The sequence below is a fragment of the Rhizobium halophilum genome, assembly GCF_021648825.1.
Classification (GTDB): Bacteria; Pseudomonadota; Alphaproteobacteria; order Rhizobiales; family Rhizobiaceae; genus Neorhizobium; species Neorhizobium halophilum.
The window spans coordinates 123,411-137,604 of sequence record NZ_JAKJHS010000007.1; the positions used below are offsets into that span (position 1 = coordinate 123,411).

Annotated in this window: 13 protein-coding genes and 4 tRNA genes; 13 read left to right on the top strand and 4 right to left on the bottom strand. The window is 59.4% G+C overall.

The features are described 5' to 3' along the window. Nucleotides 1-264 precede the first annotated feature (264 nt). The 3 genes from LXM96_RS14460 (at nucleotide 265) to prfB (ending at nucleotide 5,386) form a co-directional block, all read left to right on the top strand. The gene (locus tag LXM96_RS14460) at nucleotides 265-1,461 is read left to right on the top strand and encodes an N-acetylmuramoyl-L-alanine amidase (RefSeq protein WP_239999263.1); all 1,197 of its coding nucleotides are present in this window, start codon (nucleotides 265-267) and stop codon (nucleotides 1,459-1,461) included. A gap of 242 nt (nucleotides 1,462-1,703) precedes the next feature. Continuing rightward, nucleotides 1,704-4,160, top strand: a complete 2,457-nt coding sequence (locus tag LXM96_RS14465) for a penicillin-binding protein 1A (RefSeq protein ID WP_239999264.1) — start codon at nucleotides 1,704-1,706, stop codon at nucleotides 4,158-4,160. Between the two features lie 94 nt (nucleotides 4,161-4,254). Beyond that, nucleotides 4,255-5,386 (top strand): peptide chain release factor 2 gene (gene prfB, locus LXM96_RS14470; protein WP_239999265.1). Its coding sequence is split into 2 segments (ribosomal slippage): nucleotides 4,255-4,323 and nucleotides 4,325-5,386, totalling 1,131 coding nucleotides; the frame shifts between segments, so codons are not numbered across the junction. A gap of 75 nt (nucleotides 5,387-5,461) precedes the next feature. On the opposite strand, the gene LXM96_RS14475 is transcribed toward prfB, so the two are convergent. Further along, nucleotides 5,462-6,235, bottom strand: coding sequence for an NAD kinase (locus LXM96_RS14475; protein ID WP_239999266.1), 774 nt, complete (start codon nucleotides 6,233-6,235; stop codon nucleotides 5,462-5,464). Nucleotides 6,236-6,408: 173 nt separating this feature from the next. On the opposite strand from LXM96_RS14475, the gene LXM96_RS14480 reads away from it, so the two are divergent. Beyond that, nucleotides 6,409-6,484 (top strand) — tRNA-Thr (locus tag LXM96_RS14480). Nucleotides 6,485-6,882: 398 nt separating this feature from the next. Continuing rightward, the gene (locus LXM96_RS14485; RefSeq protein WP_239999267.1) at nucleotides 6,883-7,392 is read left to right on the top strand and encodes a DUF4145 domain-containing protein; all 510 of its coding nucleotides are present in this window, start codon (nucleotides 6,883-6,885) and stop codon (nucleotides 7,390-7,392) included. 11 nt (nucleotides 7,393-7,403) lie between these two features. On the opposite strand, the gene LXM96_RS14490 is transcribed toward LXM96_RS14485, so the two are convergent. From LXM96_RS14490 to rlmB, 3 genes are all read right to left on the bottom strand, one after another. Then, nucleotides 7,404-7,901 (bottom strand): hypothetical protein, encoded by a 498-nt coding sequence (locus LXM96_RS14490; protein ID WP_239999268.1) that lies wholly within the window; start codon nucleotides 7,899-7,901, stop codon nucleotides 7,404-7,406. A gap of 272 nt (nucleotides 7,902-8,173) precedes the next feature. Further along, nucleotides 8,174-8,959 carry a 3'(2'),5'-bisphosphate nucleotidase CysQ gene (gene cysQ, locus LXM96_RS14495; protein WP_239999269.1) on the bottom strand — a complete coding sequence of 262 codons (786 nt, stop codon included), beginning with the start codon at nucleotides 8,957-8,959 and terminating at the stop codon, nucleotides 8,174-8,176. A gap of 11 nt (nucleotides 8,960-8,970) precedes the next feature. Further along, on the bottom strand, nucleotides 8,971-9,861 hold the full coding sequence (rlmB, locus tag LXM96_RS14500; RefSeq protein WP_239999270.1) for a 23S rRNA (guanosine(2251)-2'-O)-methyltransferase RlmB: 891 nt from the start codon (nucleotides 9,859-9,861) through the stop codon (nucleotides 8,971-8,973). A 199-nt stretch (nucleotides 9,862-10,060) separates the two neighbouring features. Between rlmB and LXM96_RS14505 the strand changes: the two genes are divergently transcribed. The 8 genes from LXM96_RS14505 (at nucleotide 10,061) to nusG (ending at nucleotide 14,131) form a co-directional block, all read left to right on the top strand. Then, nucleotides 10,061-10,145: transfer RNA gene (locus LXM96_RS14505), tRNA-Tyr, on the top strand. A gap of 24 nt (nucleotides 10,146-10,169) precedes the next feature. Further along, a tRNA-Gly gene (locus tag LXM96_RS14510) sits at nucleotides 10,170-10,243 on the top strand. A gap of 118 nt (nucleotides 10,244-10,361) precedes the next feature. Then, a complete protein-coding gene (locus LXM96_RS14515; RefSeq protein WP_239999271.1) occupies nucleotides 10,362-10,646 on the top strand; it encodes a hypothetical protein in 285 nt (94 codons plus the stop codon). Between the two features lie 16 nt (nucleotides 10,647-10,662). Beyond that, nucleotides 10,663-11,463, top strand: a complete 801-nt coding sequence (gene modA, locus LXM96_RS14520) for a molybdate ABC transporter substrate-binding protein (RefSeq protein ID WP_239999272.1) — start codon at nucleotides 10,663-10,665, stop codon at nucleotides 11,461-11,463. Between the two features lie 239 nt (nucleotides 11,464-11,702). After that, nucleotides 11,703-12,878, top strand: coding sequence for an elongation factor Tu (gene tuf, locus LXM96_RS14525; protein WP_239999273.1), 1,176 nt, complete (start codon nucleotides 11,703-11,705; stop codon nucleotides 12,876-12,878). 241 nt (nucleotides 12,879-13,119) lie between these two features. Then, nucleotides 13,120-13,195: transfer RNA gene (locus tag LXM96_RS14530), tRNA-Trp, on the top strand. Between the two features lie 190 nt (nucleotides 13,196-13,385). Next, nucleotides 13,386-13,586, top strand: a complete 201-nt coding sequence (gene secE / locus LXM96_RS14535) for a preprotein translocase subunit SecE (RefSeq protein ID WP_239999274.1) — start codon at nucleotides 13,386-13,388, stop codon at nucleotides 13,584-13,586. 14 nt (nucleotides 13,587-13,600) lie between these two features. Continuing rightward, the gene (gene nusG, locus LXM96_RS14540; protein ID WP_239999275.1) at nucleotides 13,601-14,131 is read left to right on the top strand and encodes a transcription termination/antitermination protein NusG; all 531 of its coding nucleotides are present in this window, start codon (nucleotides 13,601-13,603) and stop codon (nucleotides 14,129-14,131) included. Nucleotides 14,132-14,194 lie beyond the last annotated feature (63 nt).

Consider the following 14,194-nt stretch of genomic DNA (forward strand, 5'->3'; position numbering starts at 1 on the left):
TATCGGCGCCAGATCCTTTGCTGGCCGGCCTGTCGGAAGACTATCCCGTCAACACCTTTATCCTCAGCTGCGTTGTATGGTTTCCGCGACATAATAGCAAGGGAAAAGCCTGTCACGCCATATTGTGGATAGAATTAAGACGCTAGTGGAAGTGCTTGATTCGTAAGCGCCGACGCTCGAAGCGGAGGCGGAGTGCGAACAGTGCAAGATGTACAGGCGGGGCAATTTGGAATGACGGGTGTTTCACAAGGTAGGCGCGGGGCGATGCGGCTGTGGCGACTCGCAGGACTGGTCACAGGTGTCGCACTGGCGGTCGCTCCGCTCGACCTGGCGGTGGCGGCGCCGGCGGACCCGAAGCCGCTGCTTGCCTTTGACGCTCGGATTGCGGGCGACGAGGCGCGCACACGCATCGTGGTCGATTTCGACGAGAAGCCGGACTTCTCCGTCCATTACGTCGCGTCTCCGGAACGCGTGGTTGTAGACCTTCCCGCCACGGCATTCGGGTTCCCACAAGAAGATCTCTCCGCTCGCGGCCTGTTTACAGATATCCGCTACGGCACCATGGACGAAAGCAGTGCCCGTATCGTGCTGACGGCAAAGCGGCCGGTGCGACTAACTCTGGCGGAGGTGCAGGAGGCTGACAATGGTGCCTATCGCCTGGTCCTTGATGCGGAGATGACCACCGCCGAGACTTTTGAAAGCCTAGTGCGCCAGCAAAGCTGGGAAGCCCAGCCGGCGGAGCAACCTGCAATATCGCAGGATGACGGTGTCTTTGTGGTGGCGATTGATCCGGGTCATGGCGGGATCGATGCCGGTGCGACTGGCACGGAAACGAAGGTAGCCGAGAAAGATATCACGCTAAGATTTGCCAGGTCGGTCGCCGAGCGATTGAAGGAAAAGCCCGGCATCAGTGTTTTCCTGACCCGTGAGGACGACAGGTTCCTGACCTTGTCGGAGCGGGTCACGCTCGCCCGGCAGGCAAAGGCTGATCTATTCATTTCCCTGCACGCCGACACGCTGAGCCAAAGGGATATCCGTGGTGCGACCGTCTACACGCTTTCAGACAGGGCGTCCGATCGCATGGCGGAGAAGCTCGCGGTGCGCGAGAACCTGTCCGATGAGCTTGCGGGCGTCAGTCTGAAAGATGAGCCTCCCGAGGTCGCCGACATCCTGCTCGACCTGACGCGAAGAGAAACGCAGGCTTTCTCCGTCACCCTGGCAGAAAACGTGATCGATTCGTTCGAGGGCCAGATCGGCTTGATCAACAACGCCCACCGGTATGCCGGCTTTCAAGTCCTGCGCGCCCCAGACATCCCATCGGTCTTGCTTGAACTCGGATTTCTGTCCAATCCGGAAGACGAGAAGCTTCTTCTAGACGAGACGTGGCGCAACAAAGTGAGCAGCCTGCTTGTTGAATCGATCGAGCGTCACAAGGCTCGCGCCTTCTCGAATGGCGGTTAGTTTTCTGAAGGTGGCGCGTCTACAACAGACGTGCCACAAATATCCACTGGATAAGCCCGCATTTTATCCCGGGGGACAAGGGCCCTATTTTGCTCACATTCCCCCCATTAGTCGCTATGGAAACGACGTGACTCGGACACAGCGGTCTCGCCGGCTTGCGCCGGGACACTTGCCATGCAAAACCGGGTTATTCGTGCGATGGTGTTGCGGCACCGAATTTTTAGCCGAACGGTAGCTTCGATATGATCAGACTCATTGGGTATTTCTTTGGACTCGCGTGCGTAGCGTTTCTGGGCGTCGCGGCCGTTGCGGGGATCTACCTCGCCGGCGTCTCAAGAGATCTGCCAAATTACGAAGTCCTGAATTCCTACGAACCACCGGTCGCTACGCGTGTGCATGCCGGCAACGGCGCTTTGATGGCTGAATATGCCCGTGAGCGGCGTCTTTTCCTGCCGATTCAGGCGATCCCCGATCGGGTCAAAGCTGCTTTCCTCTCGGCTGAAGACAAGAACTTCTACAACCACCCTGGTATCGATCCTGCCGGTCTGGCGCGCGCCATCGTCAATAACTTCCAGAACCTGGGCTCCGGTCGCCGTCCCGAAGGCGCATCAACCATTACGCAGCAGGTGGCGAAGAACTTCTTGCTCAGCAACGATCAGACGATCGACCGCAAGGTAAAGGAAGCCATTCTTTCCTTCCGCATCGAGCAGACCTACTCGAAGGACAAGATCCTCGAACTTTATCTGAATGAGATTTTCTTCGGACTGAACTCCTATGGTATCGCCGGGGCAGCATTGACCTACTTCGATAAGTCAGTGACGGAACTGACGATCGCAGAGTCGGCTTATCTCGCGGCGCTGCCCAAGGGCCCCAACAACTATCACCCCTATCGTCGTGAGGCAGCTGCGATCGAGCGCCGAAATTGGGTCATCGATCGTATGGCAGAGAACGGCTACATCACGCCGAGCGATGCTAGCGAGGCAAAGAAGCAGCCGCTGGGCGTCAATCCCCGTCGAGGCGGCACACATCTTTTCGCGTCGGATTACTTTGCTGAGGCCGTTCGCCGGCAAATCATGGAGAAGTACGGGGACGATACCCTCTACGAAGGGGGGCTCTCCGTTCGCACCTCGCTGGATCCGGAACTTCAGGTTCTGGCGCGTGCCGCCCTTCACAATGGACTGGTCAATTATGACGAGCGGCGCGGTTTTCACGGCCCCCTGAAGAAGATCAGCGTGGCAGGCGACTGGGGCGCCGAGCTCAGCAAGATGGAGGGGCTGCGGGACGTGCCGGAGTGGCATCTGGCCGTGGTCACCGCAGTTTCGTCCGAGGGGGCCGATATCGGCCTTCGGCCGACCACCGATAGCGGCGGTCAGGTCGAGGAACCACGTAAGGTCGGCTTCATTAAAGCGGAGAACATGAAGTGGGCCTATCGCGACGCCAAAGGCGAGCGCAAAACTGCGAAATCGCCCGAAGGCGTCCTTGAGCCCGGCGATGTGGTCTATGTAGAGGAAATCGCCGATGAGGAAGGCCAGTTTCGGCTTCGCCAGCCGCCGAAGGTTCAGGGCGGTTTCGTCGCCATGGATCCCAATACCGGTCGCGTTCTTGCGATGGTCGGCGGCTTCTCCTATGGGCAGTCAGAATTCAACCGTGCCACGCAGGCGATGCGTCAGCCTGGGTCAGCATTCAAGCCGTTCGTCTACGCGGCAGCGCTGGACAATGGCTATACCCCCGCTTCGGTCATTCTCGACGCGCCGATCGAAATGGTTTCGGGAGGACAGGTCTGGCGCCCGGAAAACTATGGTGGCGGATCAGCCGGCCCGCAGACCCTGCGACTTGGCATTGAAAAATCCCGTAACCAGATGACCGTCCGGCTCGCTCAGGACATGGGTATGGAACTGGTGGCCGAGTACGCGGAACGCTTCGGCATCTACGACAAGATGTTGCCCGTGCTGGCCATGTCCCTCGGTTCCGGTGAAACCACCGTGCTACGCATGGCCGCCGCCTACGCCGTCATCGCCAACGGCGGCAAGCAGATCAAGCCGACCGTCATCGACCGCATCCAGGATCGCTACGGTAACACGATCTTCCGCCACGAGGAGCGTACCTGCGATGGCTGCAACGCCACGGCTTGGAACGGTCAGGATGAGCCGATCCTGGTCGACAATCGCGAGCAGGTGCTCGACCCGATGACCGCCTATCAGATCACCTCCATGATGGAGGGCGTGGTCAAGCGTGGCACGGCGGCAGGCAAGATCAACATCACCGATCGTCCGGTTGCAGGCAAGACCGGAACCACCAACGACGAGAAGGACGCCTGGTTCGTCGGCTTCACGCCGAACCTCGTTGCTGGCGTGTACATCGGCTTTGATACCCCGGCGCCTCTTGGCCGCGGCGGTACTGGCAGCGGCCTTGCCGCACCGATCTTCGCCGATTTCATGGAGAAGGCGGTTCAGCGCCTGCCGGCCGAGCAGTTCCACGTTCCGGAGGGTATGCAGTTCGTTCCCGTGAACCGCGCCACCGGCATGATGGCCTTCGAAGGCGAACCCGATACGATTGTGGAAGCCTTCAAGCCTGGCACCGGACCTGCAGACGTTTTTGCAGTCATCGGGGATACCGAGTACCTGCCGCCCGAGCAAATTCTGGAGACCTCACCGCAGGCCCAGCAGGCCGTTACCTCGGGCGCAGCCGGGCTTTTCTAAGCCGGGCGACAGGGTGTGGCGCGGCCTTTACATCCGCGTCTTGCCCGCTTATGTCCACCCCGTCTTTGATATAGCAAGAACAAGAAAGAGAGCCATGCGGGCCGAAATCATCGGTGTAGTCGACGAAATCAAGCAGGCCATAAGCCTGCTGAGGAGGCATCTTTGACTGGGATCAGGCGGTAAGACGACTGGACTGGTTGAACAACAAGGCAGAGGATCCCAACCTCTGGAATGACGCCACGGAGGCGCAGGGCTTGATGCGCGAGCGCCAGCAGCTCGATGACAGCATCGCCGGCGTAAAGCGGCTCGAACAGCAGCTCAACGACAATGTCGAACTGATCGAGCTCGGCGAGGAAGAGGGCGACGCGAGCGTTGTCAAGGAGGCCGAGGAGGCGCTGAAGGCGCTGAAGGCCGAAGCGGACCGTCGCCAGGTCGAGGCGATGCTCTCCGGTGAGGCGGATTCGAATGACACCTACGTCGAAGTCCATTCCGGCGCCGGCGGCACCGAGTCCCAGGACTGGGCCAATATGTTGTTGCGCATGTATATCCGTTGGGCGGAAAAGCAGGGCTTCAAGGTCGAGGTGCTCGAGGTCCACGAGGGCGAAGAAGCGGGGATCAAGTCGGCAACAATCCTCGTCAAGGGCCACAATGCCTATGGCTGGTTGAAGACTGAATCGGGCGTCCATCGCCTGGTCCGGATTTCGCCCTACGACAGCAATGCGCGTCGCCACACCTCATTTTCCTCGACCTGGGTTTATCCCGTCGTCGACGACTCGATCAACATCGAGGTCAACGAGAGCGATTGCCGGATCGATACGTATCGATCCTCCGGTGCAGGCGGCCAGCACGTCAACACGACCGATTCGGCGGTGCGGATCACGCACATCCCGACGGGTATCGTGGTCGCCTGCCAGCAGGAGCGGTCTCAGCACAAGAACCGGGCCAAGGCCTGGGACATGCTGCGCGCTCGTCTCTACGAGGCGGAGTTGAAGAAGCGCGAGGAAGCGGCCAACGCGGAGGCGGCTTCCAAGACGGACATCGGCTGGGGCCATCAGATCCGGTCATACGTTCTGCAGCCCTATCAGTTGGTGAAGGATCTGCGCACCGGCGTGGAAAGCACCGCACCTGACGACGTTCTGAACGGCGAATTGAACCCGTTTATGGAAGCTGCGCTGGCGCATCGCATCAGCGGCAAGGACGCAGGCGAGATCGCCGATGTCGACTGAGGTTCGGCAAAGCCTCTAGACTTCAAGCGGCCACCCCCGGGTGGCCGTTTTTGTTAAACAACCTGCTGCCGTGTCTCAGTTGTTAAATTGCTCTGCAAGGATCCGGTCGGACCACGAATGGTCGCGGTCGGAAAGGATGCGTGCAGTCATGTCTTCTGACTGAGCGATCTCAACATGCAGGACCGACTTAACCTCTGTGTTGTCGGCGACGGCGTTTGCCGGGCGTTTGTCGGGTTCCAGGATGTGGATGTCGACCCTGACATGGTCCGGAAGGAGCGCGCCTCGCCAACGGCGGGGACGAAACGCACTGACAGGTGTCATGGCAAGAAGCGGGGCTTCGAGCGGCAAGATCGGACCATGAGCGGAGAGGTTGTAGGCTGTGGAACCTGCAGGTGTCGCAATCATCAAGCCGTCGCAGATAAGCTCCTCTAGCCGAACCCGCCCGTCGATCTCTACCCTCAACTTGGCCGCCTGGTATGACTGGCGGAAGAGGTACACCTCGTTGATGGCAAGCGCGATGGACTTGGTGCCGTCGGCATTGGTGGTTTTCATCTGGAGGGGGTGCAGTACGTTTTCCAGGGCCGCCTCGATGCGCTCCCGCAACTGGTCCGTGCGAAAGTCGTTCATGAGGAAGCCGACCGAGCCGCAGTTCATGCCGTAGACCGCCTTGCCCGAACTCATGGTCTCGTGCAGCGTATGCAGCATGAAACCGTCGCCGCCCAGTGCCACGATAACGTCGGCGTCCGCCATTGGAGCGTTTCCATAAAGGTGGATCAACTCGTCTCGAGCCGCAATCGCCTCTGGAGAAGAGGATGCGGCAAAGAAGATTGAATTGGCTCGGATCGACATGGCATGCCTCATTGAAGTCCGCTTACCTAGACAGGAACCTCCTTTGTCGACAAGGGGTTTGCGTCGCAGGCTGGTACGGTGCCCGCTTTGGTCTTGCGTGGAGTTTTGAACAGGGGAAGGGCAGATTTCCCTTTACAGAACATCAGAATCTGCTAACTCGGCAGCCATGGATTGCCCTTGTAGCTCAGTTGGTAGAGCACCTGATTTGTAATCAGGGGGTCGCGAGTTCGAACCTTGCCGGGGGCACCATTCTTTTCAATGGCTTAGCGTCACTTCTCTCAGAATCATGTTGCATCGATGTTGCAACCTATTCCCCTTGATTTCCGATGGTTTCCCGTCACACTCGGCAAATCCGTGCGACATGGATTGCAACATTTTTGATTGAGGTAAGATGGCGTCTTTTCAGTGGTCCTGCCCGTTCTGTGAGCGACACCAAATCGTGCTGGACGAAAGTTATCACCATGAATACAACAAGATGCACTTCGGAAAGAGCAAATATGGCGACGTCGGTGCAAGTGTCTTCGCCATTCGTTGTGTGAACTCAGACTGCAACGAAGTTTTCCTTGAGGTAACGTTCTCCACGTTCGCCATACGAAGCAGTCAGTGGGTCCCATTGACTCAGATAGCGAAATGGAATTTTGAGACCCATGGGGTCGTCTAAGGTCCAGCCTGAATACATTCCGGCGCCCTTGCGGGAAGACTATCAGGAAGCATGTCTCATCCGCGATCATAGCCCAAAGGCTGCCGCCACCTTAGCTCGACGATGCCTACAGGGCATGATCAGAGACTTCTGTGGTATATCTCGCTCGCGCTTGATCGACGAGATCCGGGAACTGAAGAAGCAACTGGACGAAGGGCGGGGACCAAAGGGCGTAGAGGCTGAGACGATCGACGCCATCGATGCCGTGCGCGATATCGGCAACATCGGCGCACATATGGAGAAAGACATCAACTTAATCGTCGAGGTTGATCCAGGCGAAGCCCAAGCTCTCATCGAACTGATCGAGATGCTCTTCGATGAATGGTATGTGGCGCGTGACAAAAGGGAGAAAAGGCTCGCTTCGGTTCGTGCGATAGCCGCTGAGAAGAAGGCGGCTATCGAGGAGGGGAGATCTCAGCTAGCGCAGAAGGAGGCGCCAGCCAGCGCGGAGGACTAGATCTACGCTCGTCAGAGTTTCTGCCGCCGCTCTGCAAATCCCACCTCCGCCAACAGGGCGACCTGCTCACCCACAAGCTTTGTGAATTGGTATAGGCACTCCTCGTATTGGGTTTCCGCTCGTAGGAGTAGCCACGCCCTGTCTCTCACCTCATTGACTGTTGTTGGTTCAGAGTGCTTCGTCACGTCGAGGATCGTGGTCTTGTAGCGATCCAGGTGGTCAATGAGATCGCTGATCTCGTTTCCGGCCCCGTTATAGCGGTCGTCCGCCTCGTTGCTGCTCCGAGGCTGGCAAAGAACGCCCACGAGAGCCTCAGTCGCAGGATCGACGGCACTATGGAGTATGTTCAGCTCCTTCATTGTCATCAACTCTAATTTTTGGCGGTTGATTGAATGACTCTGAGCGGCGGTCTGCGCCTCCTCCTGAAGCCGAGCAAGCTTCTGTAGCGCTGTTTCGGCGTCTACAGTCGAGACTTCCTGCTCTGTCGGTATCATATTCGTGACTGCCATGGTCTAAATCCCTAAGAGCGCATGGGGCACTCCACCATTGCCATGACCATGGACACCTACGGGCACCTCTTTCCACGTGACGATGACGGCTCCGAATTGGCTGCTGCAGCCGACTTCGTGCTGGCTTGATGCAACATGAACGCAACATAGGAACCTGAACGCCCTATGTTGCAAGCCTTTCTCCATGATTTGTAATCAGGGGTCGCGAGTTGGAACCTTGCGGGGGGACCATCTTTTCCCATCAGATGTGATCCTCATCGAAGCTGCGAATGTCATCCGCCTGACGCGATGAAATCGGGATTGACGAAATCGTCCTGACCGACGCGGGCGGTCTTGCCATAGGTGAGAGCCGCCCCCTCCAGTGTCTTTACAAATCCTCCGGCGGCCCGCAGTACGGCATCGCCAGCGGCCGTGTCCCATTCCATGGTGCGGCCGAAGCGGGGATAAAGGTCCGCCGCTCCCTCTGCGACGAGGCAGAACTTGAGCGATGAGCCGAGCCGGCGAACCTGCGTGATCCCGTTTCGCTGCAGGTAGTCGATCGTTTGACAGGACTCGTGCGAGCGGCTTGAAAGAGCCAGGGGGCTAAGCGGCATCTTGCGGACGCAGATTGCGTGCTGCGCAACGACCCGAAAGTCGGCATCGACGTGGAGCCGCTTTGCACCTGCTCCGCTCCCGCAGTAGGCGACGGCTTGTGCTGGGGCGTAAACGAAGCCGAGCGTCGGTATTCCGTTCTGAATGAGGGCGATGTTGACGGTGAACTCCGACCGTTGCGCGATGAATTCCCGCGTTCCGTCCAGAGCGTCGACGAGGACAAAACGCGCGCCGATCTGCGGGATATTGCCTCTGGCAACTTCCTCTTCTGCGATCACCGGAAGGTCCGGCGCAATCTTCCAAAGGTGCTCGAGGATGATTCGCTCCGCCCGCTCATCCGCTTCCGTGACCGGGGAATGATCCGCCTTTTCCGCCACCGCCGGCTTCTGCTGGTAAAAATCCAGGATCGCACGCCCTGCGAGGAGGGCGGCCGTTTGGAATGCCTCAAGAAGATCCGCGTCGCTCATGCCGCCGCTGGTCACGCGGAAGATGGGGCATGGCGCACCAGGTGGGCCTGCGCAGCATAGAGGGCGACAGCAGCGGCATTCGACACATTCAAGGACTTGATAGCCCCCGGCATGTCGAGCCGTGCCAATGCCTTGACCGTCTCACGCGTTTTCTGTCGCAACCCCTTGCCTTCGGAGCCGAGGACAAGAGCAATCTTGTCTGCGGTGAACGTGCCTTCCAGCGGGGCGGGACCTTCCGAATCGAGGCCGATCGTCTGAAAGCCGAGTGCATGCAGTTCCTCGAGCGCATTGGCCAGATTGGTGATCTGGATGTAGGGGATCAGCTCCAATGCGCCTGAGGCTGACTTTGCCATCACGCCCGATTCCGTTGGGCTGTGTCGCTGTGTCGTGATCAGCGCGCCTGCGCCGAATGCCACTGCCGAACGCATGATGGCGCCGACGTTATGAGGATCGGTAACCTGGTCGAGCACCAGCAGCAGCGGGCTCTCCTTCAGGGCCTCCAGGCGCCGCACGGGCAGTGGACGCGTTTCGAGCATGACGCCCTGGTGAATGGCGTCTGGGCCGAGGATCTTGTCGATGTCCTGAGGCGAAACCAGTTCGATGGGGTAGGGCAGGGCTCCGGGTTCTGGAAGCTGCAGCTTCGCAAGGGCGTTCTGCGTCACCGAAAGCTTGATGATCTTGCGGTCTCGATTGTCGAGCGCCGCCCGCACCGTGTGGAGACCGTAAAGATAAACCTGATCCGGTTGCAGTTGCGGCGCCTTCCAGTCGCCCACCCTGTCGCGCTTTCGTCCCGAAGGCGTTGGGATTTCGCCCCGCTCCCGCCTGGCGTCGCGCACTGTTCGGCGAAGGGTGGCGTAGTGGCTGTCGCGGCCGGATTTGTCGTTGTTGTCGTTCTTGCTCATGCCGCCTTATACACTTGACGTGCGCGGCGGCCTAGTCGCGGCGGCCTTGGCTCTGCCGCTTACGCCGAAGATTTTTTTCGTGTTTTTGCGTCCATGGCCGTGTTGACAGACGGTCAAGGGGCGGTCATATACGCGGCGCAGATCGGGAGCCGACGGCTTCCAGTCTGAAGAGCTTGGTCTCGATCCTGACGGATAAACTGGAGGGATGCCCGAGTGGTTAAAGGGGACGGACTGTAAATCCGTTGGCTCAGCCTACGTTGGTTCAAATCCAACTCCCTCCACCATTCCGTCTGAGGATCGACCAATCCGCGGGTATAGCTCAATGGTAGAGCAGCAGCCTTCCAAGCTGAATACGCGGGTTCGATTCCCGCTACCCGCTCCAAGCTTCATGCACCGCGCATCCTCTTCTCAGCATCCGGTTGCATGTACTTGAATCCCACTGCCTGATATCCTGCGCCGCTAAGCTTGGCACTGGTAGATGCGCGGCGAGGGAGGCGCAGATGAGACTTTCATTTTTGCATCAGGTGCCGATGTGGCGGTGGCTCATGTCGGCCGTTGCGGCAGCGGTTTTGCTCGTCCCGGCGATTGCAATGCGGATCACTCCCGAAGTGCGATGGGGGTGGGAGGATTTTGCCTCCGCCGCAGTCCTCCTTGGGGGGGCCTGGCTTGCTCTGGAAGTCGCTCTCCGATTCGCAACCCAGCGCGCCACGCGTCTCGCGGGGTCTGCGGCGATCATGCTGGTGTTTCTGGCGGCGTGGGGGCTCCTTGCCGTAGGCTTTGATTAGGCCTGGGATCGGCAAGATGAGGGCCTTCACCATCTTTGGGCGGCTTTGGGATCGGGCGTGGCCAATTGCCGTCGCGCTCGCAATCCTTGCCGCGCCGGGCACTTCTGCCGCGCAGGAGCCGGTCACGGTTTTCGCGGCGGCGAGCTTGAAGAATGCCCTGGATGCCGCAAATGCCGCTTGGGCGGAAGAGAGCGGACACCCGGTCGTTGTTTCCTATGCCGCGAGTGCTGCGCTGGCAAAGCAGATCGAGGCCGGTGCGCCCGCAGATGTGTTCATCTCGGCTGATCTTGCGTGGATGGAATATCTGTCCGAGCATGAACTGGTCGATCGGGCAAGCATCGCGAACCTCCTCGGAAACCGGCTCGTACTGATTGGCCCCGCGGGAACACCACCCGTGGATATCGTAGAGGGCTTCCCTCTGGTAGGCATGCTTGGCGACGGCAAACTCGCGATGGCAGCGCCCGACTCGGTCCCGGCCGGGAGATATGCAAAGGCGGCTTTGGAAACGCTCGGGGTCTGGACGCGGGTGGAGCAAAGGATTGCGAGCGGGGAGAATGTGCGGGTCGCACTTCAATATGTCTCTCGGGGGGAGGCGCCCTATGGCATCGTTTACGAGACCGACGCACGCGCCGACCCCGCGGTCGCAGTCCTCGGCATCTTTCCCGAAGGAAGCCACCCGCAGATCATCTACCCCGCCGCAGTCTTGGCGGCTTCCGCCAACCCGGCGGCAGCGCCTTATCTTGAATACCTGACGTCGCCGGCCGCTCGACCCTACTTCGAGAACGAAGGATTCAAAGTATTGGCTGAAGACGACTAGCAGGCGGCTGAGATGCGGCGCCGGCCTGCATCAACCGCAGTGCTTCAATCAACAGAGCAAGTCGTATGGATTTCTTCGGCTGTAGCCGACGGAGTGTCGCCTTTGGCGGGAAGCTGCAGGGTGTCCTCGAGCCGCTCCGGTGTTCCGCATTTATGTCTTGCGCATCGTGAGCGAAAGCCTTAAACGGCCACACCAAACCCGCGCGCCGGGTCCACATCCATGTCCACAGGAAGCATTCAATGGCAAAGAGCAAGTTTGAGCGCAATAAGCCTCACGTCAACATCGGCACGATCGGTCACGTTGACCACGGCAAGACGTCTTTGACGGCGGCGATCACGAAGTACTTCGGCGAGTTCAAGGCGTACGACCAGATCGACGCAGCTCCTGAAGAAAAGGCGCGCGGCATCACCATTTCGACGGCACACGTCGAATACGAGACGCCGAACCGTCACTATGCCCACGTCGACTGCCCCGGCCACGCCGACTACGTCAAGAACATGATCACCGGTGCGGCCCAGATGGACGGCGCGATCCTGGTCTGCTCGGCCGCTGACGGCCCGATGCCGCAGACGCGCGAGCACATCCTGCTTGCTCGCCAGGTTGGCGTTCCGGCGATCGTGGTGTTCTTGAACAAGGTCGACCAGGTCGACGACGCCGAGCTTCTCGAGCTCGTCGAGCTTGAAGTGCGCGAACTTCTGTCGTCCTACGACTTCCCGGGCGACGACATTCCGGTTGTCAAGGGCTCGGCTCTTGCGGCTCTGGAAGATTCGGACAAGAAGATCGGCGAAGACGCGATCCGCGAACTGATGGCAGCCGTGGACGACTACATCCCGACGCCTGAGCGTCCGATCGACCAGCCGTTCCTGATGCCGATCGAAGACGTGTTCTCGATCTCTGGTCGTGGCACGGTTGTGACTGGTCGCGTCGAGCGCGGCATCGTCAAGGTTGGCGAGGAAGTCGAGATCGTCGGCATCCGCGACACGTCGAAGACGACCGTTACCGGCGTTGAAATGTTCCGCAAGCTGCTCGACCAGGGCCAGGCCGGCGACAACATCGGTGCCCTTGTTCGCGGTGTGGACCGCAACGGCGTCGAGCGTGGCCAGATCCTGTGCAAGCCCGGCACGGTCAAGCCGCACAAGAAGTTCAAGGCAGAAGCCTACATCCTGACGAAGGAAGAGGGCGGCCGTCACACGCCGTTCTTCACGAACTACCGTCCGCAGTTCTACTTCCGCACGACGGACGTGACGGGCATCGTGACGCTTCCGGAAGGCACCGAAATGGTCATGCCTGGCGACAACGTGACCGTTGATGTCGAGCTGATCGTTCCGATCGCGATGGAAGAAAAGCTGCGCTTCGCGATCCGCGAAGGCGGCCGCACCGTCGGCGCCGGCATCGTCGCCTCGATCATCGAGTAATCGATTTCTCCCCGTGAGGGAGATGGAAGCCCCGCCGGCAACGGCGGGGCTTTTACTCGTTTTACGGGGTCGTCGATTGATCGCAGCTTGATGTCCGTCGGCATTGTCTCTGGCCGGTGACGCGACTGCCGGAAGAAACTCTTCCCCTTGTTCATTTTTCCGCGAATAGTGCTTGTCATTGTCCGGCAACTTCAATATTAAGCCGCCTGTTCCGGCGGCGCATGCGCGGCGGGAATCTCGAAGGGGTATAGCTCAGTTGGTAGAGCGGCGGTCTCCAAAACCGCAGGTCGTCGGTTCAAGCCCGGCTGCCCCTGCCATTTCTCTTGTCGCGCGAAGCGAACGCAGCGACATCGAGGGCTTGGCGGTTGGCCATACGGCCGACCATTTCATGGGGCATTGATTTCCTCTTGTGAAAGCGGAAATGGATGTCTATGTAGGGCAAAACAGACACGCGGTGCGTGGGGCTGAACGAATTCAGCTTTACGTGCCGTAATGGCGTGGATATTGATGGCTTCCAAAACCAACCCAGTTCAGTTCTTCCAGCAGGTGCGCACGGAAGCGTCGAAGATCACCTGGCCGTCGCGTCGCGAGACGATGATTTCGACGGCCATGGTCCTGCTGATGGTCATTTTCGCAGCCCTGTTTTTCTTTGCCGCTGACCAGCTTATTGCCTGGCTGATGGGCCTTGTGCTGAACATCGGCAACTGATTTTGGAGATGAAGATGGCGGCGCGTTGGTACATCGTCCACGCATATTCGAACTTCGAAAAGAAGGTGGCGGAGGACATCGAGAACAAGGCTCGGCAGAAGGGTCTTGATCATCTGTTCGAAAAGATCCTTGTGCCGACGGAAAAGGTTGTCGAGGTTCGCCGTGGCCGCAAGGTTGATGCTGAGCGCAAGTTCTTTCCCGGCTACGTGCTGGTGCGCGCAAATCTGACGGACGAGGCTTACCACCTGATCAAGAACACCCCGAAGGTGACGGGTTTTCTGGGGTCCGACAGCAAGCCGGTACCGATTCCGGATTATGAGGCTGAGCGTATTCTCGGCCAGGTCCAGGAAGGCGTGGAGCGGCCGAAGTCCTCGATCAGCTTCGAGATCGGCGAACAGGTTCGGGTATCCGATGGTCCGTTCGCATCGTTCAACGGGACCGTGCAGGATGTTGACGAGGAGCGCTCGCGCCTCAAGGTCGAGGTTTCGATCTTCGGTCGGGCCACTCCGGTCGAGCTGGAGTACGGTCAGGTCGAAAAGGTCTGACCGGTAGGGGAGGATACTTCCCGAACGCGCGTGGGAGACGGTGGCCTGAAGCCGGGCCGGAAC